Here is a 19,794-nt window from a genome sequence, read left to right as displayed (position 1 = left end):
TTCCGTGAAGGTCATTTCTGACCTTCGCGCCGGACGCGCCGCGGCCGTCTCGGCCGCGGTCCGCCATGGGGCGCGCAGCGCCGGCGGATCCGGGAGGAGCGCAAGCGCTGAGCTTGCGCTTCCGCGAAGGTCATTGCTGACCTTCGCCCCGGACGCTAGCCCGCCAGCTCGCCCTCCGCGACCTCGGCCTCAGCGACCGTCGGCGGCGTGGCGTCGTGCTCGCGTCCCGGCAGTACGAGGCAGGCGAGCAGCGCGAGAACGGCCACCCCGGTCGCGATCCAGAACGCGACATGGAAGGCGTCGAACGCTGCGGCGGGATCGGCGGTGAGCATCGAGGTGAGCACGACCGCGAGGATCGCCGTGCCGAACGCGCCGCCGACCTGCTGCGCGATCCGCGTGATCATCGTGGCCTGCGGGATCTCATCGTGCGTGAGCCCCGTCATCGACACCGTCATGAGGGGGATGAGCACGGTGCCGAGCCCCAGTCCGCGCAGCACGAGCACGGCCGAGAGCCAGACGTTCGACGTGCCCGCGTCGGCGAACGCGAAGGGGAGCGTGCCGGCCGCCATGACGCCGAAGCCGATCATCGAGAGCACGCGCGGGCCGACGCGCTCGATGAGCAGGCCCGCGACGGGGCGGGCCGCGAGCGATCCGATCCCCTGGGGGATGAGCAGGAGCGCGGCCGTCAGCACGGTCTCGCCGCGCAGCATCTGCCAGTAGAGGGGCAACAGCAGCATCGCGCCGTAGAGCGCCGCGCCCGAGAGCCACAGCACGGCGGCGGCGCTTCCGACCGTGCGGCGGGCCAGCATCCGCACCTGCACGAGTGAACGCTCGCGGTGCGCGATCGACCACCAGACGAACGCAGCGACGAGCACCGCGCCGGTGACGACGGGCAGCAGCACCGCGAGGCTGCCTACGCCGTCGCCCGACTCGACGTTCGAGAGCCCCAGCAGCACGAGCGCGAGCCCCGGCGCGAGCAGCAGCAGGCCGAGGATGTCGAGGCGGGCCCGCGTGCGCCGCGCGGAGTCGTCGGGCAGCTTCCAGGCCGCGAGGGCGATGCCGACGAGCACGACGGGCACATTGACGAGGAAGAGCCACTGCCACGTGAGGTCGCTCAGGATGAGCCCGCCGATGACGGGGCCGAGGATGGGGCCGAGCGCGACGGGCACGGTGACGATCGCCATCATCCGTCCCATACCCTTCATGCGCCCGCCTGCCGCCTGTACGGCGAGCGACTGCATGAGCGGGAACATGACGCCGCCGCCGAGGCCCTGGATGACCCGGAACGCGATGAGGCTCGTCGCGTCCCACGCGACGGCGCACAGCACGGAGCCCAGGAGGAAGAGCGCGAGCGCGGCGATCCAGAGCCGCTTGCCGCCGAAGCGCGTCTGCGCCCATCCGGTGAGGGGGATCGCGACGGCGAGGGCGAGCAGGTAGCCCGTCGAGACCCACTGGATGGTGGCGACGGGCACGGCGAACTCGCGCGCGAGGGTGTCGATCGCGATCGCGACGATCGTCGTGTCGAGAATGCCGGCGAAGCCGCCGATGATGAGCACCCATGCGGTGCTCATGACCCCGCGGGAGATGCGGCCGTCCTCGACTTCCTTGGTGGAGGCGGACGCTGGTGAGGTGGCGGGGGTGCGCGTCATGGGGACCTCGGATGGGGAATAAGAAACAGAAATGTCTCTTGGGAAGATACGCCGGCGCGATAAGATACGCAAGTGACTCTTGAGAAGGCGACGCGACGACGCGGTGAGGAACTCGAGAACGCGATCCTCGATGCCGTCTGGGACGAGATCAGCGAGAAGGGCTACGGCGGCCTCACCTACGAGGGCGTCGCCGCGCGCGCTCGCACGAGCCGGGCCGTGCTCTACCGGCGCTGGCCCACGCGCACGGATCTCGTGCTCGCGACGGTCGCGCGCCTCGGCCGCCGCACGCCGCGCGTCGCGCCCGACACGGGCAGCCTCCGCGAGGACATGATCGAGCTGCTGCGCTACTCGAACTCCCACCGGCTCGGGATGTGGGTCGTGCTGAGCGTGCAGCTCGCCGGCTTCTACGCCGAGACCGGCGTCACACCCGCCGATCTCCGCGCCCGACTCCTCGGCGACCGTCCGAGCCTCGTGCCCGAGATCGTGGCCCGCGCCGTCGAGCGCGGCGAGGCGCGCCCCGATCTGAGCGAGCGCGTGCTCCGGGTGCCCTTCGACCTGTTCCGGTCGGAGGCGATCCTGCGTCTCGGTCCGGTGCCCGACGAGGAGATCCTCGCGATCGTCGACGAGGTGTTCCTCCCGCTCGTGCGCACCTGAGCCCCCTCGGATCGCGGGACCTCAGGCCTGTCGCGCGCCCACGGCATCCGTCAGGATCGTCGCATGGCCGTCATCGAGAACGCGAAGCTCAGCGTCATCGGGGCGGGCGCCGTCGGCACCTCGACCGCCTACGCCGCCCTCATCCGCAACACCGCACGCGAGGTGGCGCTCTACGACATCGACAAGGCGCGTGTCGATGCGGAGGCGCTCGACCTCGCCCACGGCACGCCCTTCACGGGCGCCTCGCGCATCACGGGCGGCGCCGACCTGTCGATCGTCGCCGGCTCGAACGTCGTCGTCATCACCGCGGGGGCGAAGCAGAAGCCCGGCCAGACGCGGCTCGAGCTCGCGGGCGTCAACGTGGGAATCATCCGCGACCTCATGCCCGAGCTCGTCGAGCGCGCACCGGAGGCCGTATTCGTGATCGTGTCGAACCCGTGCGACGTGCTCGCGGTGGCCGCCCAGCGGTTCTCGGGACTGCCCGCCTCGCGCGTCTTCGCGTCGGGCACCGTGCTCGACTCCGCCCGCCTGCGCTGGCTGCTCGCCGAGCGGCTCGGCGTCGCGGCATCGAGCACGCACGCCATGATCGTCGGCGAGCACGGCGACTCCGAGTTCGCCCTGTGGTCGCAAGCGCGTATCGGTCCGGTGCCGCTCGGGCACTGGGATGCCGGCGGCGGCCCGCTCGCGCGCGACGAGCTCGATCGCATCGCCGACGAGGTGAAGAACGCGGCCTACGCGGTCATCGCGGGCAAGGGCGCGACGAACTACGCGATCGGGCTCTCGGGGGCGCGCATCGTCGAGGCGATCCTGCGCGACGAGGGCGCCGTGCTGCCCGTGTCGAGCGTGCTCGACGGCTACCTCGGCGTCAGCGGCGTCGCCCTCTCGGTGCCGAGCGTCGTCGACGCGACGGGTGTGCGGCGCGTCATCGAGGTGCCGTTCGACGACGAGGAGCGCGAGCGGTTCGCGGAGTCGGCAGCGACCATCCGCAGCTCGCTCGAGCGGCTCGGGATCAGCTGACCGGGGCGGCCTCGCGGATCGCGGCCGCCGACGCGAGGCGGGTGTCGTCGCGCCGTGAGCCGATCGCGCGCAGGGCCGCGAGGATCGTCACGAGGTCGACGGCCTCCTGCAGCAGGGCGCCCGCCGTCGCGGGGATGAAGCCGAACGCCGCCACGAGCATGAGGCCCACGGAGACCGCGATGCCGAGCCAGATGCTCTGCAGCGCGACGGAGACCGTGCGTCGGCCGATGACGACCGCGTCGGCGACGCGCGCGATGTCGTCGACGAGGACGACGGCGTCGGCGGACTCGCTCGCCGCGGTCGCGCCCTTCGCGCCCATCGCGATGCCGACATCCGCCGCGGCGAGCACGGGGGCGTCGTTGACGCCGTCGCCGACCATGACGACCGGGCGCTCCTCGATGCCCGCGACCGTCTCGACCTTGTCGGCGGGCAGGCACTCGGCGCGCACCTCGGCGATGCCGAGGCCCGCCGCCACGTGCTCGGCGGTCTCGCGCGCGTCGCCCGTGAGCATGACGGCGCGACGGATGCCGAGGGCGCGCAGGCGATCGAGCGTCGCGCCCGCGTTCTCCCGCACCGTGTCGCTCGCGAGGATCGCGCCCGCGTAGGCGCCGTCGATCGCGGCGTAGACGGCGAGCTCGCCGGGCTCGATGCGGGTGCGTCGCGCATCCGGGGCGTGCTCGGCGACGAAGCGGAACTTGCCGACGACCACCCGACGGCCGGCGATCTCCGCGTCGACGCCGTTCGTCGCGACCTCACGGGCGCGCGTCGCCTCGGTGCGCGTGAGGCCCCGCTCCTCCGCCGCGCGGATCATGGAGGCGGCGAGCACGTGCGAGGAGTACTCCTCGGCGCTCGCGACGGCCGCGAGCAGCTCGTCCTCCGTGAATCCGGGCTCGGGGCGGACGGCGGTGATGACGGGGGCCCCGTGGGTGAGGGTGCCCGTCTTGTCGAACACGAGGGTGCGGGCCGCGGAGAGGCGTTCGAGCACGCTGCCGCCCTTGACGATGATGCCGTCGCGCGCCGCACGGCTCATGCCGCCGACGAACGCGACCGGGGCCGCGATGAGCAGCGGGCACGGCGTCGCGAGGACGAGCACCTCGGCGAAGCGGTTGGGCGTGCCCGACACGATCCACGCGACGGCGCCGAGAGCGAGCGCGAAGAGCGTGAACGGCACGGCGAAGCGGTCGGCGAGGCGCACGACGGGGGCGCGGCTCGCGGAGGCCTCCGCGACGAGCGCCACGATCTGCTGGTACTGGCTCGCCGCGGCCGTCGCGGTGGCGCGCAGCTCGACGGCATCCGCGCCGTTGACCGAGCCGGAGAGCAGCTCGTCGCCCCCGGTCTTCTCGACCGGGATGCTCTCGCCCGTGAGCGAGGACTGGTCGACGCTCGCCGAGGGCGACAGCAGCACCCCGTCGACGGGGATGAGCTCCGCCGGCCGCACGAGCAGCACGTCGCCCACGGAGACCTCCGCGACGTCGACGTCGTGGATGCCGCCGTCGCGCTGCACGTGCGCGCGCAGGGGAGCGCGGGCGAGCAGCGCGTCGAGCTCCCGCTTGGCGCGTCGGTTCGCGTAGTCCTCGAGCGCCTCGCCGCCCGTGAGCATGAGCACGACGACCAGCGCGGCCACGAACTCTCCCACGGCGACGGTCGCGACGATCGCCGTGACGGCGAGCACGTCGAGGCCGAAGTGCCCTCGCAGCAGCTCGCGCAGCATCCCGATCGCCTGCCAGACGGCGATCGCGAGGGCGTAGGCGCTGAACACCCACTGCACGAGCCGGCCCGCGCCCGCGAGGGCGAGCAGGATGCCGGCGAGGCCGACCGCGAGGGTCAGCGTCACCGCCCAGTAGCGCCGGGCGAGACGCAGAACGAGCGGGGTCGGCCGCACGTCAGGCCTTGGCGGTCTTCGCGGCGGCCTTCGCGGCCTTCTTCGCCGCGCGCACCTTCTGCAGCGACTCCGCGTCGACGATGTCGGCGACCGAGCGGTACGAGCCCTCCTCGCCGTAGGCGCCGGCGGCCTCGCGCCAGCCGGCGCCGTCGAAGCCGTACTGCTTGCCGAGGAGCGCGAGGAAGATCCGGGCCTTCTGGTCACCGAAGCCCGGGAGGGCCTTGAGGCGGCGCAGCACGGTCGCGCCGTCGGGGGAGCCCTCGGTCCAGATCGCCGCTGCGTCGCCGTGCCAGTCGTCGATGATCGTGCGGCACAGCGCCTGCACACGCGCCGCCATCGACCCGGGGAAGCGGTGGATGGCGGAGGACTCCTTGAAGAGCTCCGCGAGGGCCTCGGGGTCGGCGTCCGCGATCGCGGCCGCGTCGAGCTCGCCGCCCATCCGTGTACGCAGCTTCTCGGGCCCCGCGAACGCGGTCTCCATGGGCACCTGCTGGTCGAGCAGCATCCCGATCAGGAGCGCGAGCGGGCTGTCGGAGAGGAGTCGGTCGGCATCCGGATCGCCGGTGAGGTGCACGGTGGGCATGCCTCCATGCCTACACCGCGCCGACGTACTCCGCCAGGTGCTGCCCCGTGAGGGTCGAGCGGTCGGCCACGAGCTGCGCCGGCGTGCCCTCGAACACGACGCGACCTCCGTCGTGCCCCGCGCCCGGGCCGATGTCGATGATCCAGTCGGCGTGCGCCATCACCGCCTGGTGATGCTCGATGACGATGACCGACTTGCCCGCCTCGACGAGGCGGTCGAGCAGGCCGAGAAGGGCCTCGACATCCGCGAGGTGGAGGCCGGTCGTCGGCTCGTCGAGCACGTAGAGGCCGCCCTCCTCCGCCATGTGCACGGCGAGCTTGAGCCGCTGCCGCTCGCCGCCCGAGAGGGTCGTGAGCGGCTGCCCGATGTTGAGGTAGCCGAGACCCACATCCACGAGGCGCTGGAGCACGGCGGATGCGGCGGGCAGCTTCGCCTCGCCGCCCGAGAAGAACTCGAGCGCCTCGCTCACGGGCATCGCGAGCACCTCGCTGATGTCCTTGCCGCCCAGGCGGTACTCAAGCACGGAGGAGTCGAAGCGGCGGCCCTCGCACACCTCACACGGGGTCTCGACGCCCGCCATGACGCCGAGCTCGACGTAGATGACGCCCGCGCCGTTGCAGTTGGGGCACGCGCCCTCCGAGTTGGCGCTGAAGAGAGCCGGCTTCACGCCGTTCGCCTTCGCGAAGGCCTTGCGGATCGGCTCGAGAAGGCCCGTGTAGGTGGCGGGGTTGCTGCGGCGCGACCCGCGGATGGCGCCCTGGTCGACCGTCACGACGCCCTCGCGTGGCGACACAGAGCCGTGGATGAGCGAGCTCTTGCCCGACCCCGCGACGCCCGTCACGACGACGAGCACGCCGAGCGGGATGTCGACGTCGACGTCCTGGAGGTTGTGCGTGGACGCGCCGCGGATCTCGAGGCTGCCGTTCGGCGCGCGCACCGCATCCTTGAGCCGCGCGCGGTCGTCGAGGTGCCGGCCCGTGAGGGTGTCGGCCTTCCGCAGCTCGTCGACGGTGCCCTCGAAGACGATCTGCCCGCCCGCCGAGCCCGCGCGCGGGCCGAGGTCGACGACGTTGTCGGCGATCGCGATCGCCTCCGGCTTGTGCTCGACGACGAGCACCGTGTTGCCCTTGTCGCGCAGGCGCAGCAGCAGCTCGTTCATGCGGCGGATGTCGTGGGGGTGCAGGCCGACGGTCGGCTCGTCGAAGACGTAGGTGACGTCGGTGAGCGACGACCCGAGGTGGCGGATCATCTTCGTGCGCTGCGCCTCGCCGCCCGAGAGCGTGCCCGAGGCGCGGTCGAGGGAGAGGTAGCCGAGGCCGATGCTCACGAACGAGTCGAGCAGGTGGCGGAGGGTGGCGAGGAGCGGCGCGACACTCGGCTCGTCGAGGCCCCGCACCCACTCCGCGAGGTCGGTGATCTGCATGGCGCACGCATCGGCGATCGAGATCCCCGCGATCTTCGACGAGCGCGCGCCCTCGTTGAGGCGCGTGCCCGCGCACTCCGGGCACGGCTGGAAGGCGACCGCCCGCTCGACGAACGCGCGGATGTGCGGCTGCATGGCATCCGGGTCTTTCGAGAGCATCGACTTCTGGATGCGCGCCACGAGGCCCTCGTAGGTGATGTTGATGCCGCTGACCTTGACCTTCGTGGGCTCCTTGTAGAGGAAGTCGTGCAGCTGCTGCTCGGTGAAGTCGCGGATCGGCAGGTCGGCGGGGAAGAATCCCGAGTCGGCGTACATGCGCGTGCCCCACCCGTCGGCCGTGTAGCCCGGCACGGTGATGGCGCCTTCGTTGAGCGACTTGTCGGCGTCGTAGATCTGCGCGAGGTCGATGTCGTTCACCTGCCCCATGCCCTCGCAGCGCGGGCACATGCCGCCGAGCTGCGCGAAGTCGCGCACGACCTTCTTGACGCCGTCGCCCTTCTCGATCGTGATGGCACCGCCGCCCCGCACGGTCGGGATGTTGAACGAGAACGCCTGCGGCGAGCCGATGTGCGGCTCGCCCAGCCTGCTGAACAGGATGCGCAGGAGCGCGTTCGCGTCGGTGACCGTGCCGACGGTCGACCGCGAGTTCGCGCCGAGGCGCTCCTGGTCGACGATGATCGCCGTCGTGAGCCCCTCGAGTCCGTCGACGTCGGGGCGCGCGAGGGAGGCCATGAAGCCCTGCACGAACGCGGGGTAGGTCTCGTTGATCATGCGCTGCGACTCGGCGGCGATCGTGCCGAAGACGAGCGAGCTCTTGCCGGAACCCGAGACGCCCGTGAAGACCGTGAGCCGCCGCTTCGGCAGCTCGAGGCTCACGTCTTTGAGGTTGTTCTCGCGGGCGCCGGTGACGCGGATGGTGTCGTGGCCGTCTGCGGGGTGCGTGGTGGTCATACCGAAACGCTAACGAGGGATGCGGACATCGGGCTTCCTCATTTCTGATCGACTTCGGGAGGTGGGCGTAACAGCGCGGAAACACCCACGCACGCAGGCGGAAACGTGGCGTCGCTACCGTCGGCGGCAATCGCATTCCCAGCCCTCATCACCCGAAGGGATCACCGCCGCATGGCACCCACGACAGGCACCGCCGCCCGCTCCACCACCCGCACGACCGCACGGCGCCTCGCCGCCGCGCTCGCCGCATCCGCCGCTTCTTTGCTCGTGCTCTCGGCGTGCGCGCCGGGCGACTCCGCCGAGGCCGGCGACGACGCCGATGGCGCCTCCTACGGCGAGATCAGCGTGCAGTACTCGTGGATCAAGAACGAGGAGTTCGCGGGCGAGTTCTACGCCTACGAGAACGGCTACTACGACGAGGCCGGCTTCTCGGAGGTCATCGGCATCTCGGGCCCCGACACGGGCGTCGCGAAGCTGCTCTCGGGCACCGTGCAGGTCGCCCTCTCCGACGCCGCCTCGATCGGCGCCGCGATCGCCGAGCAGGACGCCCCGCTCAAGATCATCGGCGCGACGTTCCAGAAGAACCCCTTCACGATCCTCTCGCTCACCGACGGCGCCGACATCCAGACGCCCGCCGACCTCGTCGGCAAGAAGATCGGCGTGCAGGACTCCAACGCGAGCGTCTTCGCGGCGATCCTCAACGCCAACGGCATCTCGCCCGACGAGGTCGAGGTCGTGCCGGTCGACTTCGACCCGACGCCCCTCATGAACGGCGAGGTCGACGGCTTCATGGCCTACCTTACGAACGAGGCCCTCACGGTCGAGCTCGCGGGCTACGCGGTCACCAACCTGCCGTACGCCGACAATGGCGTGCCGTACGTGGCCGAGACCTTCTCGGTGACCGACCAGTTCCTCGCCGAGAACCGCGAGCTGCTCAAGGCGTTCCTCATCGCCGAGATCAAGGGCTGGACCGACGTGTTCCAGCAGCCGACCGACGCGACCGTCTCGCTCATCGAGACCTACTACAACAAGGCCGCGGCCGAGAACGCCGACGGGCTCGAGTCGGTCTTCGGCGCGCTCGACCCGGTCAAGACCGGCATGGGCCTCGACGCGCAGAAGCTGCTCATCAGCACGGAGGAGACCGAGGCGAACGGCCTCTTCACGATCTCCGACGAGCTGAAGGCGCAGACGGTCGCGTCGCTCGCGGCCGCCGGCTGGGAGGTCACGGTCGAGCAGCTCTTCGACACCTCGATCCTCGACGAGATCTACGCCGAGCTCCCCGAGCTGAAGGCCTACCTCGGCTGACATGACGATCGAAGCAACAGCGGATGCCGGTGCTCGGGTGACCCCGGGCACCGGCATCCGGATCGACGGCCTCAGCAAGACGTTCAGCGTCGGGCGGGGCCGCACCGTGCAGGCGCTGCAGGACACCGAGCTGCACACCGACCAGGGCTCGTTCCTCGCGCTGCTCGGGCCCTCCGGATGCGGCAAGTCGACGATCCTGCGCATCCTCGCCGACCTCGAGGAGCCGACGACGGGCGAGGTGCGCGTCGACGGCAAGACGCCGCACGAGCTGCGGAGGGCGAGCGAGCTCGGCATCGCGTTCCAGGACCACGCGCTCCTTCCCTGGCGGAGCGTGCGCGCCAACATCCGCCTGCCCTTCGAGGTCGCGGGCCGCAAACCCGACGAGGCGTACATCGACGAGCTCATCGCCCTCGTGGGGCTCACGGGGTTCGAGAAGGCGAAGCCCGCGCAGCTCTCGGGCGGGATGCGGCAGCGCGTCTCGATCGCGCGCGCCCTCGCGCTCAAGCCCTCCGTGCTGCTGCTCGACGAGCCGTTCGGCGCCCTCGACGACATGACGCGCCAGAACCTCAACCTCGAGCTCCTGCGCATCTGGACCGAGAAGCCCGCCACCACGCTCCTCGTGACGCACGGCATCCAGGAGGCGATCTTCCTCTCCGACCGCGTCGCGGTGATGTCGCCGCGGCCGGGACGGGTGAAGGAGATCATCGAGGTCGACCTGCCGCGTCCGCGCACGCCCGAGCTCATGCGCACCCCCGAGTTCCACGCCCTCGTCGACCGCGTATCCGAGCTGCTGTTCGGCGCCGACGGGCGTGCCGAAGCGGAGGCGTGACGTGGCCGCAGCATCCGGCTCACGGCGTCGCGGGATGCCGCGCTGGCTCGCGGGGGTCGTGGGCGCGGTCGCGCTCGTCGCGGTGTGGTGGCTGTTCTCGGCGACTGTATTCACACCGCCCGCCGGCACCGACTTCACACCCGTGCCGAGCCCGTACGCGGTGCTCTCGCAGCTCGTGGCCGACGGGCCGGTCGCGTACTGGGACGTGTTCCGCGTGACCATCACCGAGGCGCTGCTGGGCTTCGCGTGGGGCAACGGCATCGCGCTGCTGCTCGCCGCGACCGTGCTGCTCGTGCCGCGCATCGAGCCCATCGTGACGCAGATCGCCGTCGTGTCGTACTGCCTGCCCGTCGTCGCCGTGGGCGGCATCGCGATCGTCGTGCTCGGCGGGGCGAAGCGCGCGGGAGACCCGTCGGCGACCGCCGTGTTCCTCGCGGCGCTCGCGGTATTCTTCACGACCGTCGTGGGCGCGCTCGCGGGGTTCCGCGCCGCCGATCGCGCGAGCCTCGATGTCGTGCGCGTCTTCGGCGGCGGGCGGTGGACGCAGCTCACCAAGGTGCGCCTCATCGCGGCGGCCCCGAGCATCCTCAACGCCCTGCAGATCGCCGTGCCGAGCGCCTTCCTCGGCGCCGTGCTGGGGGAGTACATGGGCGCGACCGACCGCAGCGTCGGCATCACCCTCATCCGCCTGCAGGGCAACCTCGACTCGACGCGCGTGTGGGTCGTATTCCTGCTGTGCGCGGTCGTCGCCCTCATCGGCTACGCGCTCGTGGGGCTCGTCTCGCGGCTCGTGACGCCGTGGGTCGCGGGGAGGGCGGCGCCGTGATCGTCGCACGCACCGTCGGGCGCTCGCTCCTCAACGCGCTCCTGACGCTCGCGATCGTGCTGCTGCTGTGGCAGGCGGTCGTGAGCCTCACGGGCATCTCGCCCTACGTCGCCAAGGGACCGCTCGACGTGTGGGACCACCTCTTCGTCGACGCCCCCGGCGTGGCGGTTGAGAAGTCAGCTGAGGCCCATCGGGCGGCGCTCGCGCCGCTGCTCGCGCAGACGCTTCAGGATGCCGCGCTCGGCTGGGTCGTGGGCATGGCGGTCGCGATCCTGCTCGCCGTGCTCTTCTCGCTCTCACGTGCCGTCGAGGCGGGGGTCATGCCGCTCGCGCTCGTGCTGCGCACCGTGCCGCTCGTGTCGATCGCGCCCGTCATCATCCTGCTCACGGGACGCGGCACGGTCGCGTCGGTCGCGGTCATCGGGTCGATCGTCGTGCTGTTCCCGGCCCTCGCATCCGTCATGTTCGGGCTGTCGCGGGCGAACCGGGAGAGCCTCGACCTCGTCGCGGTGTACGGCGGATCGCGGCTCACGCAGCTGCGGAAGGTCAGCATCCCAGGTGCCCTGCCGTCGCTCTTCGTCGCGGCGCGCGTCTCTGTGCCCGGCGCCGTCACGGGTGCGCTGCTCGCCGAGTGGCTGTCGACAGGAACGGGCATCGGCGGGATGATCCAGAAGTTCTCCGCCTCCGCGCGCTTTGACGATTTGTGGGCGTCGGTCGCCGTCATCACCCTCGTGACCCTCGTGCTCTACAACGTCGTGCAGGTCATCGAGGACGCGGTGCTCGCGCGCATGGGGATGACGGGGTCGCTGACGTAACCCGCGCTGACGCCGAGCAGCGGCCGGCTTCGCCGACTCCGCACTCGGTCGGCTACGCCGACGTGGCCGCTTCGCGGCCGCGCACGTCTCACCGCTGGTTGAGTGCCGCGCGCCGCGCCCATAGGGCGCGACGCACGGCGTATCGAAACCCGAGGGACGGATGACGTGCGGAGGCAACGCATCCCGTGACCCGCTGTTGATACGCGGGTGCGAGGGTTTCGATACGCGTCGTGCGCTTCGCGCGCGGCGCTACTCAACCAACGGGAGGGGGGGCACGTCTCCGGACGCGGGGTTTCGATAGGCAATCGCGCTGGTTCACCGCTGGTTGAGTGCCGCGCGCCGCGCCGGAGGCGCGACGCACGGCGTATCGAAACCCGAGGGACGGATGACGTGCGGAGGCAACGCATCCCGTGACCCGCTGTTGATACGCGGGTGCGAGGGTTTCGATACGCGTCGTGCGCTTCGCGCGCGGCGCTACTCAACCAACGGGAGGGGGGCACGTCGCCGGACGCGGGGTTTCGATAGGCAATCGCGCTGGTTCACCGCTGGTTGAGTGCCGCGCGCCGTGCCCGGAGGGCGCGACGCACGGCGTATCGAAACCCGAGGGACGCATCACGTGCGGAGGGACTGCATCCATGGCCCGCTGTTGATACGCGGTGCGAGGGTTTCGATACGCGTCGTGCCGAGCGCTGCGCGCACGGCGCGGCGCTACTCAACCAGCGGGGGAGCGGCGGGGCGGTGCGCGAGCAGCGGGGGCGCGTCATCCTCTGGGCGGACCCGCTTCCGACGCCCGCCCGACGCCCGCGACACCCCGCCCCCGCGAGGCTGGATGCATGATGAAGAACCGTCGCCCCGCAGCCTTCGCCCTCGCCGCCGTCATCCCCGCGGCCGTCCTGCTGAGCGGGTGCTCGATCGTCGACGAGGTGCTCTATCAGGAGCGCAGCGTCGAGTTCGCGTCCGCAGCCGACCTCACGACCGAGTGGGCGGGCTCGGCGCCCTGGGTGCCCGACGACGCGGCCGACATCCGCATCCGCGAGAAGACCGACGGCGAGGTCGTCACGATCCTGCTGACGAGCGACTCCAAGCTCGACGAGTCGCTGTGCGCCGAGGTGGAGCGCCGCTCCGCTCCCGCGTTCGCCGTCGAGGGGGCCCCGGATGTGTTCAAGGCCGACGACGTGTGGGCGTGCGGTGACTGGGCGGTCGTCCCGTCCGACGGCGGCTGGTTCGCGTGGACGCCGAACCACCCCGACGAGCTGGCCGCGTCCCCGTCCTGACGCCGAGCCGCAGAGGACGCTCAGGCGCGCTGGAGCGCGACGACCTCGCGCGGTGCGAGCTTCTCGCGCCCGCCGAGGCCGTCGAGCTCGAGCACGACGGCTGTGCCCGCGAGCACCCACCCCGCGCGCTCGATGAGCCGCTGCGACGCGCCGAGCGTGCCACCCGTGGCGAGCACGTCGTCGACCAGCAGCACGCGCGTGCCCGCCGGCAGCTGGTCGGTGTGCACCTCGAGCGTCGCCTCGCCGTACTCGAGCGCGTAGCTCTCGCTGAGCGTCTCGCCGGGCAGCTTGCCCTTCTTCCGCACGAGCAGCAGCCCGTGCCCGGAGCGTGCCGCGGCGGCGGCGGCGAGCGCGAAGCCGCGCGCCTCGACGCCCGCGATGACGTCGAACCGACCCTCGAAGGGCGCGACGAGCGCATCCGCGACGGCCGCGAGAGCGGCACCGTCGGCGAACACGGGCGTGAGGTCGCGGAACCGGATGCCGGGCTCCGGGAAGTCGGGGATCACGCGCGTGAGCGCGTCGAGGTACGAGGTGGCGTCGGTCATCCGTTCAGGCTACGCGGCCCGTGTGGCGACGAGGTTTCGCGCCGGGCTACGCCGCCAGGGCCTCGCGGATCGCGTGCACTCCCGCCTCGACCTCGGCGAACGACGTCGAGAGCGGCGAGCAGCCGAGCCGCAGCCCGTCGGGCCGACGGAAGTCCGGGATGACGCCCGCCGCCCAGAGACGCGGCAGCAGCTCCGCGAACCGCGGGTGGTCGATCGTGACGTGACCGCCTCGCTGCGCCGGGTCGCTCGGGGAGGCGAGGCGCGCATCCGGCAGCTCGGCGTCGACGAGCTCGATCGCGTACTCAGTGAGCGCGATCGACTTGGCCCGGATGACGTCGAGGCCCGCCTCGGCGATGAGCGCGACCATGTCGACGAGGGGTTGCATCGCGAGGATCGGGGGAGTGCCCGTGAGAAAGCCGCGGATGCCGTCGGCCGGCCGGTAGCCCTGCCCCATCTCGAAGGGCGCGTGCGAGCCCATCCAGCCCTGGACGGGCTGCCGCAGCTCGCCCTGCAGCTCACGCCGCACGTACAGGAACGCGGGTGCGCCCGGGCCGCCGTTCAGGTACTTGTACCCGCACCCGACCGCGAGGTCGACGCCCCACGCGTCGAGCGGTGTCGGCACGACGCCCGCGCTGTGGCACAGGTCCCACATGGCGAGTGCGCCCGCGTCGTGCAGCACGGTGGTGATTCCGCGCATGTCGGCGAGGTGGCCCGAGCGGTAGGCGACCGAGCTGAAGAGTCCGAGCGCCGTGCGCTCGCTCACGGCATCCGCGACGGCCTCCGGCGTGACGCCGCCCGCGGGGTCGGGGTCGAGCCAGCGCAGCGTGAGCCCGCGCTCGGCGGCGATGCCCTCGAGGAGGTAGCGGTCGCTCGGGAAGTTGCCGCGGTCGACGATGACCTCGTCGCGTCCCGGGCGTGCGTCGAGAGCGGCACGGGCGAGCTTGTAGATGAGCACGGACGTCGAGTCGGCGACCGCGACCTGGCCGGGCGCCGCGCCGAGCACGTGCTCGCCGAGGGCGTCACCGAGGATGAGCGGCAGGTCGAGCCAGCCCTCGTCCCAGCCGCGGATGAGGCGCCCGCCCCACTCCTCCCGCGCGAAGCGGTCGAGGCGCTCGACGGATGCCGTGAGCGGCCTCCCGAGGGAGTTGCCGTCGAGGTACGCGACGACCCCCTCGCTCGGCACGAAGCGCCCGCGGTAGGCCCGCAGCGGGTCGGTGGCGTCGAGGGATCGGGCACGATCGGAGGGCATGAGCCGAGGCTAGCGCCGCGCGGAGGCGTGCCCGACGGCAGGCAACCCGCGCGGCCCGTGGCCCGCGAGATAGCGCCGGTGGGCGGCCGCCGCAGCCGCTCGAAGGCTGCGGTAGTAGCCGATGAGCTGCCGGTCGGGCGAGCGCTCCGCCCACGTGACGGCGCGGTACCCGGTCTCGTCGCCGAGCCGCAGCATCCGGATGACCGCGTAGCGCCCGCCGTCGGGCGCCGTCATCGTCCACGTGCCGACGGGCCCCTCGACCGCGGCGAGCATCGGATGCCACTCTCCGCGGTAGCCGGCGCGCGCCCGGGTGGCGGCGTCGAGCCCGTCCTGCGGGTCGCCGTTGACGACCATGCCTGCCTCTCCTCTCGTGACGAGCGGCCGGCCTCCGCGGCATCGAGAATACGCCCGGGTGCCGACGCGGGGGAGCGGCGGATGCGGCGCGTGGCGCGCGGAGGCGGATGCGGCATCCGGCACCCTCCGGACACGGTAAGGTAGGTAGCCGTGCCGGTCATCGGCACAAGCCACGGGCTGTGGCGCAGCTTGGTAGCGCACTTGACTGGGGGTCAAGGGGTCGCAGGTTCAAATCCTGTCAGCCCGACGGAACGCCCCGATAGGACTGAGATTCCTGTCGGGGCTTTCACCTTCCCTCCGCGCCGATCCGTCCAGAACCCGGCGGATGTGGGATTCTGCCGCCATACCCGACCGTGATGTGCTGCTACGGCGACTCCAGTCTGAGTACGACGGCGCGCCTGACGCCTTTGTCGATTTGTACGGTTCTGAGCCGCCCGAGCTCGCTGCGGTCTTCGCCACATTCCACCAGCGCATCAACAGTCTGTTGACTTTCATGGGGTCTGCCCCGAGTCTCGTTGACAGTCGGGGTTTGGGGTGATCAGGCCGCTTCTGCGTCTTGTAGATCATCTCAAACTCGATGGGGGTAAGTCTGCCGAGGCCGCGTTGAGGGCGTGAGGAACGAACTGGTGACAGGTTCGGTTTAGGCCGCGAGTGTGAGCGGCTCGGCTAGCTTGGCTTCGAACTCGATGGGACGATCGCGAGCCGCAGCTCCTGCCCGCGTCATGCAGCGCGTTGATCCGATACGCGCGGAGCATGTCCGCGTCCCTGACGGGATCGTTTCGCCACCGGTAGTAGGGCTGTCTTGCGAGCTTGAGGACCCGGCACGACACCGTCACGGGGATTCCCGATTCGGCGAGCTCAGATACGAGCGGGTACGTCATTTTGGGGAGCCACCGAGCCGCAGGTTCGCCTTCGACAGATACGCCGCTGCACGGCGAAGGACCTCGTTCTCCTGCTCGAGCAGGCGGATCCGCTTCTCCAACTCCCGGGCCTCGGCGGCATCGGCGGCGGTCCGACCGGGACGGTTGCCGTCTTCGATATCGGCTTGGCGGAGCCAATTCTGCAGCGTTGCTTCGCTGATGCCGAAGTCGGTGGCGATCTGTTTGATGGTGACGCCGCTCTCACGGCTACGAGCGACCGCGACGACGTCTTCGCGGAACTCTTTCGGATAGGGACCGGGCATGATGACATCCTCCCCGCCAGCGCCTCCCGGCACTAACGATCAGTTGTCACCGATTCGTTCCTCACGCCCCGACGATGTCAGCTTCTCAGTTCAGTTTCTGCGGCGCGCGCGGGTTTGGTTGAACCTGTGAGGCGTACATGTTGGGGGCGTAACGTCGGGCTATGGAGACACAGACACGAACGAGCGGTGCAGATACCGCGACGCTGGGCCTGGGATCGGTGCTGGTGGGTTCGTTGCCTGCGGCGCTGATGACTGATGAGGCCCCGGATCGTTACACGGTGGAGGCGGTGTTCACGCGCCGCCCCGAACGGGACGAGATCACGGAGATCCTGGGGAGCGAGACGCGGGAACGTCTTGCGAAGGCTGGGTACTCGACCGTAGAGGTGACGATCTCGGATCGTCGCTTGGAGATCGCGAACACGAATCTCGAGGAGTTGCGCGACGGTCTCGGTGGGGTGCTCGCCGACCGGCTCGCGGAGATCAGCGAGGGTGTCCGGGCCAGGCAGGATGCGGCGGCGCTCCGGTTCCGCGAGGCGGCCGCGGGCGAGCATGACAGAGCGGCCTCTGTCGCGGCTCTCGCGGAATCAGTAACGTTCCGCACCTCCGGGACACGAGTGTCTGAGCGGGATCGGCGTGCCGCGGCGACCGACGATCGTGCCCGCATCGATGACTGGACTGACGAGGGTGGTCACGGGCGTTGATGACGTCCGTGACCCGAGGATGCGAGGCGCATCATGGATGGGATCCGTTCGACCACACCGCGCTCTGCAGATCGACACGGCGGTCGGGCCGGGAGCGAGTTCACGGCCCTGGCGAAGACGATCCGGGATCAGGGGTTGCTGCGTCGCCGGTATGGGTATTACTGGTCGAAGCTGATCGGTCTGCCGCTTGTGCTCGCCGGTGGTCTGCTGGTGTTCGTGTGGATCGGTGACACCTGGTGGCAGCTGTTCACGGCGGTGTTCCTGGCGGTGGTGTTCACGCAGATCGCCTTTCTCGGGCATGATTCGGCGCACCGGCAGATCTTCGTCTCGGGCAAGTGGAACGATTGGGTGAGCCTTGTCCTCGGCGACCTGCTGGTGGGGATGAGCTACGGGTGGTGGCAGCACAAGCACACCCGCCACCACGCGAACCCGAACAAGCTGGGGTCCGATCCGGACATTGAGCTGCCGGTGATCGTCGTGGCCCCGGAGCGTGCCGCGCCGAGAGGGCGGGTCCTGTCGTGGTTGCGCTCGCATCAGGGGATCTTCTTCTTCCCGATCCTGCTCCTGGAAGGTGTCTCGCTGCATGCGTCCGGGGTGCGTCGGGTGGTCACGCGCGGGCCGTTGAGCAGGCGATGGGTCGAGATCGGGTTCCTCCTGATCCGGCTGGTCGGGTTCCCGGTGCTCGTCTTCCTCGTGCTGTCGCCGGGTATCGCATTCGTGTTCCTCGCTGTCCAGCTCGGGCTCTTCGGGTTCTACATGGGCGTCTCGTTCGCCCCGAACCACAAGGGGATGCCGATCGTGCCGCGCGATGCGAGCTTCGACTTCCTGCGCCGCCAGGTGATGATGAGCCGGAACGTCCGCGGCGGTCGTCTGCTCGACACCGCGATGGGCGGGCTGAACTATCAGATCGAGCATCACCTGTTCCCGTCCATGCCGCGTCCTCACCTGCGCAAGGCAGCGCCCATCATCGCCGCGTACTGCCGGAGCCATGATGTGCCGTATGTGCAGACCGGGTTGCTGGCGTCCTATGCGATCATCGTGCGGTACATCAACCGTGTCGGCCTGGGGGAGCGTGACGTGTTCACCTGTCCCCTGGTCGAGCAGCGCCGTTACGTCACCGCAGTCCCGCAGTGAGCACGCGGGACCACCCGGCAGCCGGGCGACGGCACGCCGCCGTCGTCTACAACCCCGTGAAGACCCCGCTGGAGCGGCTTCGGCCCGTGGTCGCGGAGTATGAAGTCCAGCACGGGTGGGCGCAGACGCGCTGGTACGAGACCCGCAGCGACGACGCGGGCCGGGCCGCCGCGGAGCACGCTCTCGCTGCTGCTCCGGCGGTGGTGATGGCCGCCGGCGGCGACGGCACGGTCCGAGCCGTCGCGGAGGTGATGCAAGGGACGCGCATCCCGGTCGCGCTGGTTCCCCTGGGCACCGGCAATCTCCTCGCACGTGATGTCGGCGCGCCGCTCAACGACATCTCCGCCTGCGTCTCCGCTGCGTTCGCAGGTGAGGACCGGTCCGTGGATGTCGGGGTGGCTGAGCTCGAGGACGAGAGCGGCGCCCGGCGTTCGCATACGTTCATGGTCATGGCGGGTATCGGACTGGATGCGGAGATGGCGGAGAGCACGAGCACCATTGCGAAGAAGCACCTCGGCTGGCTCGCGTACGTCACACCGATCGCCCGCTCGGTCATCGCGAACAAGCTCTTCCATCTCGACTACCGGATCGACGCAGGGCGAGTGAGGTCGACCCGGGCGCACACGGTCATCGTCGGCAACTGCGGAACACTCACCGGGAACATGCTCCTGATCCCCGCTGCGATCATCGATGACGGGCTGTTGGACGTCGTGATGATGCGCCCGACTGGACGCTTCGGGTGGGCACGGATCGGAACCCGCCTCACCCTGCAAGGCCTCGCCCGCCGCTCCCCGCTCAGCCGCCGACTCCTCCAGCGGACGCCCGACCTCCACGCACTCGCATACGTTCAAGGAACCCGGTTCGAAGCCCGGTTCGACGCCCCTCACCTCATCGAACTCGACGGCGACAGCTTCGGCCACATCACCCGTGTCCGCGTCAGCGTCCGCCCAGGCGCCCTGCACGTACGCGTGCCGGCCCGAACGAACTCGGTGGAGAAGAGCACCACAGCCCGGCAGCGGCCGTCACGCCCGTAGAAACCCGGGCGCAACGGCAAGGAAGGTGGACCGCGCCCCGTGCGTCCCGCGCGGGGCGACTACGCCTTGGCGCGCTTGGCCCGCTGCCGGAGTATCCCGAAGATCAGGGTGCCGATGAAGAGCACGATTCCGATGATGGCCAACCAGAGCAGGCCCTCGAACACGAATCCCACGATCGACAGCACCACCCAAGCCACAAGCAAGATGAGAAGAACTGTCCACATGCTCCTCACGCTACGCTCAATCGCCCGAGAATACCGTTGATCAACGACATTGCCTCTGCGTGATCTGTTCGGGCCTGCGGCTGGCCGGAGGATTCGCAGCACGGGCTGACATAGTGAGAGAGTGCTCCGCCTCGGTGATGGCATACCGATCCGAGGAGAAGG

General features: G+C 70.5%; 19 protein-coding genes and 1 tRNA gene. 11 read left to right on the top strand and 9 right to left on the bottom strand.

Translation table 11 applies throughout. The features are described 5' to 3' along the window. Positions 1–155 precede the first annotated feature (155 nt). Positions 156–1,649, bottom strand: a complete 1,494-nt coding sequence (locus H4J02_RS08465; protein WP_187674186.1) for an MDR family MFS transporter — start codon at positions 1,647–1,649, stop codon at positions 156–158. Positions 1,650–1,721: 72 nt separating this feature from the next. On the opposite strand from H4J02_RS08465, the gene H4J02_RS08460 reads away from it, so the two are divergent. Further along, the gene (locus H4J02_RS08460) at positions 1,722–2,303 is read left to right on the top strand and encodes a TetR/AcrR family transcriptional regulator (RefSeq protein ID WP_187674185.1); all 582 of its coding nucleotides are present in this window, start codon (positions 1,722–1,724) and stop codon (positions 2,301–2,303) included. 63 nt (positions 2,304–2,366) lie between these two features. Beyond that, positions 2,367–3,320, top strand: a complete 954-nt coding sequence (locus H4J02_RS08455; protein ID WP_187674184.1) for an L-lactate dehydrogenase — start codon at positions 2,367–2,369, stop codon at positions 3,318–3,320. Here H4J02_RS08455 and H4J02_RS08450 read toward each other — a convergent pair. The 3 genes from H4J02_RS08450 to H4J02_RS08440 are packed head-to-tail and all read right to left on the bottom strand — an operon-like array spanning position 3,313 to position 8,159. Further along, on the bottom strand, positions 3,313–5,202 hold the full coding sequence (locus H4J02_RS08450) for a heavy metal translocating P-type ATPase (protein WP_262405995.1): 1,890 nt from the start codon (positions 5,200–5,202) through the stop codon (positions 3,313–3,315). The genes H4J02_RS08455 and H4J02_RS08450 overlap by 8 nt on opposite strands. A 1-nt stretch (position 5,203) precedes the next feature. After that, entirely contained in the window at positions 5,204–5,785 is a 582-nt protein-coding gene (locus H4J02_RS08445) for an HhH-GPD-type base excision DNA repair protein (RefSeq protein ID WP_187674183.1), read from the bottom strand. 10 nt (positions 5,786–5,795) lie between these two features. Further along, entirely contained in the window at positions 5,796–8,159 is a 2,364-nt protein-coding gene (locus H4J02_RS08440; RefSeq protein ID WP_187674182.1) for an excinuclease ABC subunit UvrA, read from the bottom strand. Positions 8,160–8,330: 171 nt separating this feature from the next. Between H4J02_RS08440 and H4J02_RS08435 the strand changes: the two genes are divergently transcribed. The 5 genes from H4J02_RS08435 to H4J02_RS08415 all read left to right on the top strand — a co-directional run bounded on the left by H4J02_RS08435 (position 8,331) and on the right by H4J02_RS08415 (position 13,208). After that, the gene (locus H4J02_RS08435; RefSeq protein ID WP_187674181.1) at positions 8,331–9,464 is read left to right on the top strand and encodes an ABC transporter substrate-binding protein; all 1,134 of its coding nucleotides are present in this window, start codon (positions 8,331–8,333) and stop codon (positions 9,462–9,464) included. A 1-nt stretch (position 9,465) separates the two neighbouring features. Next, positions 9,466–10,293, top strand: coding sequence for an ABC transporter ATP-binding protein (locus H4J02_RS08430; RefSeq protein WP_187674180.1), 828 nt, complete (start codon positions 9,466–9,468; stop codon positions 10,291–10,293). A 1-nt stretch (position 10,294) separates the two neighbouring features. After that, entirely contained in the window at positions 10,295–11,119 is an 825-nt protein-coding gene (locus tag H4J02_RS08425) for an ABC transporter permease (RefSeq protein WP_262405994.1), read from the top strand. Next, entirely contained in the window at positions 11,116–11,934 is an 819-nt protein-coding gene (locus tag H4J02_RS08420) for an ABC transporter permease (protein WP_262405993.1), read from the top strand. The genes H4J02_RS08425 and H4J02_RS08420 overlap by 4 nt, the downstream gene beginning before the upstream one ends. A gap of 833 nt (positions 11,935–12,767) precedes the next feature. Next, entirely contained in the window at positions 12,768–13,208 is a 441-nt protein-coding gene (locus H4J02_RS08415) for a hypothetical protein (protein ID WP_187674179.1), read from the top strand. 20 nt (positions 13,209–13,228) lie between these two features. Here the strand turns inward: H4J02_RS08415 and H4J02_RS08410 are convergent, their stop codons facing one another. From H4J02_RS08410 to H4J02_RS08400, 3 genes are read right to left on the bottom strand one after another with little or no spacing between them, the layout of a single operon-like run. Then, positions 13,229–13,753: an adenine phosphoribosyltransferase gene (locus H4J02_RS08410; protein WP_187674178.1), complete on the bottom strand. Its 525-nt coding sequence runs from the start codon at positions 13,751–13,753 to the stop codon at positions 13,229–13,231. 46 nt (positions 13,754–13,799) lie between these two features. Then, positions 13,800–15,002: a kynureninase gene (locus H4J02_RS08405; protein ID WP_187674177.1), complete on the bottom strand. Its 1,203-nt coding sequence runs from the start codon at positions 15,000–15,002 to the stop codon at positions 13,800–13,802. A gap of 9 nt (positions 15,003–15,011) precedes the next feature. Then, entirely contained in the window at positions 15,012–15,356 is a 345-nt protein-coding gene (locus H4J02_RS08400; RefSeq protein WP_262405992.1) for a hypothetical protein, read from the bottom strand. A gap of 173 nt (positions 15,357–15,529) precedes the next feature. On the opposite strand from H4J02_RS08400, the gene H4J02_RS08395 reads away from it, so the two are divergent. Then, positions 15,530–15,603: transfer RNA gene (locus H4J02_RS08395), tRNA-Pro, on the top strand. A gap of 630 nt (positions 15,604–16,233) precedes the next feature. On the opposite strand, the gene H4J02_RS13910 is transcribed toward H4J02_RS08395, so the two are convergent. Further along, positions 16,234–16,539, bottom strand: coding sequence for a transposase (locus tag H4J02_RS13910; protein WP_222942157.1), 306 nt, complete (start codon positions 16,537–16,539; stop codon positions 16,234–16,236). 161 nt (positions 16,540–16,700) lie between these two features. Between H4J02_RS13910 and H4J02_RS08385 the strand changes: the two genes are divergently transcribed. Genes H4J02_RS08385 through H4J02_RS08375 form a run of 3 tightly spaced genes read left to right on the top strand, consistent with a single transcriptional unit; the run spans position 16,701 to position 19,408 of the window. Next, positions 16,701–17,240 carry a hypothetical protein gene (locus H4J02_RS08385; protein WP_187674176.1) on the top strand — a complete coding sequence of 180 codons (540 nt, stop codon included), beginning with the start codon at positions 16,701–16,703 and terminating at the stop codon, positions 17,238–17,240. Between the two features lie 33 nt (positions 17,241–17,273). Further along, complete coding sequence (locus H4J02_RS08380) at positions 17,274–18,374, top strand: acyl-CoA desaturase (protein WP_187674175.1); 1,101 nt, start codon at positions 17,274–17,276, stop codon at positions 18,372–18,374. A gap of 56 nt (positions 18,375–18,430) precedes the next feature. After that, positions 18,431–19,408 carry a diacylglycerol kinase family protein gene (locus tag H4J02_RS08375; RefSeq protein WP_262405991.1) on the top strand — a complete coding sequence of 326 codons (978 nt, stop codon included), beginning with the start codon at positions 18,431–18,433 and terminating at the stop codon, positions 19,406–19,408. Between the two features lie 59 nt (positions 19,409–19,467). On the opposite strand, the gene H4J02_RS08370 is transcribed toward H4J02_RS08375, so the two are convergent. Further along, the gene (locus H4J02_RS08370) at positions 19,468–19,632 is read right to left on the bottom strand and encodes a hypothetical protein (RefSeq protein ID WP_187674173.1); all 165 of its coding nucleotides are present in this window, start codon (positions 19,630–19,632) and stop codon (positions 19,468–19,470) included. Positions 19,633–19,794 lie beyond the last annotated feature (162 nt).

Origin of the sequence: Protaetiibacter sp. SSC-01, assembly GCF_014483895.1 — a bacterium.
Classification (GTDB): Bacteria; Actinomycetota; Actinomycetes; order Actinomycetales; family Microbacteriaceae; genus Homoserinibacter.
The sequence above is the reverse complement of the archived record's forward strand: the minus strand, read 5'-3'. Positions and strand labels throughout refer to the sequence as shown.

What these genes read in the sequence shown, in the direction of transcription:
- H4J02_RS08430 (WP_187674180.1), top strand. Translation starts at nt 9,466, where the DNA reads ATGACGATCGAAGCAACAGCGGATGCCGGTGCTCGGGTGACCCCGGGC.
- H4J02_RS08380 (WP_187674175.1), top strand. Translation starts at nt 17,274, where the DNA reads ATGGATGGGATCCGTTCGACCACACCGCGCTCTGCAGATCGACACGGC.
- H4J02_RS08455 (WP_187674184.1), top strand. Translation starts at nt 2,367, where the DNA reads ATGGCCGTCATCGAGAACGCGAAGCTCAGCGTCATCGGGGCGGGCGCC.
- H4J02_RS08445 (WP_187674183.1), bottom strand. Translation starts at nt 5,785, where the DNA reads ATGCCCACCGTGCACCTCACCGGCGATCCGGATGCCGACCGACTCCTC.
- H4J02_RS08385 (WP_187674176.1), top strand. Translation starts at nt 16,701, where the DNA reads ATGGAGACACAGACACGAACGAGCGGTGCAGATACCGCGACGCTGGGC.
- H4J02_RS08370 (WP_187674173.1), bottom strand. Translation starts at nt 19,632, where the DNA reads ATGTGGACAGTTCTTCTCATCTTGCTTGTGGCTTGGGTGGTGCTGTCG.
- H4J02_RS08400 (WP_262405992.1), bottom strand. Translation starts at nt 15,356, where the DNA reads ATGGTCGTCAACGGCGACCCGCAGGACGGGCTCGACGCCGCCACCCGG.
- H4J02_RS13910 (WP_222942157.1), bottom strand. Translation starts at nt 16,539, where the DNA reads ATGCCCGGTCCCTATCCGAAAGAGTTCCGCGAAGACGTCGTCGCGGTC.
- H4J02_RS08465 (WP_187674186.1), bottom strand. Translation starts at nt 1,649, where the DNA reads ATGACGCGCACCCCCGCCACCTCACCAGCGTCCGCCTCCACCAAGGAA.
- H4J02_RS08410 (WP_187674178.1), bottom strand. Translation starts at nt 13,753, where the DNA reads ATGACCGACGCCACCTCGTACCTCGACGCGCTCACGCGCGTGATCCCC.
- H4J02_RS08415 (WP_187674179.1), top strand. Translation starts at nt 12,768, where the DNA reads ATGATGAAGAACCGTCGCCCCGCAGCCTTCGCCCTCGCCGCCGTCATC.
- H4J02_RS08440 (WP_187674182.1), bottom strand. Translation starts at nt 8,159, where the DNA reads ATGACCACCACGCACCCCGCAGACGGCCACGACACCATCCGCGTCACC.
- H4J02_RS08435 (WP_187674181.1), top strand. Translation starts at nt 8,331, where the DNA reads ATGGCACCCACGACAGGCACCGCCGCCCGCTCCACCACCCGCACGACC.
- H4J02_RS08405 (WP_187674177.1), bottom strand. Translation starts at nt 15,002, where the DNA reads ATGCCCTCCGATCGTGCCCGATCCCTCGACGCCACCGACCCGCTGCGG.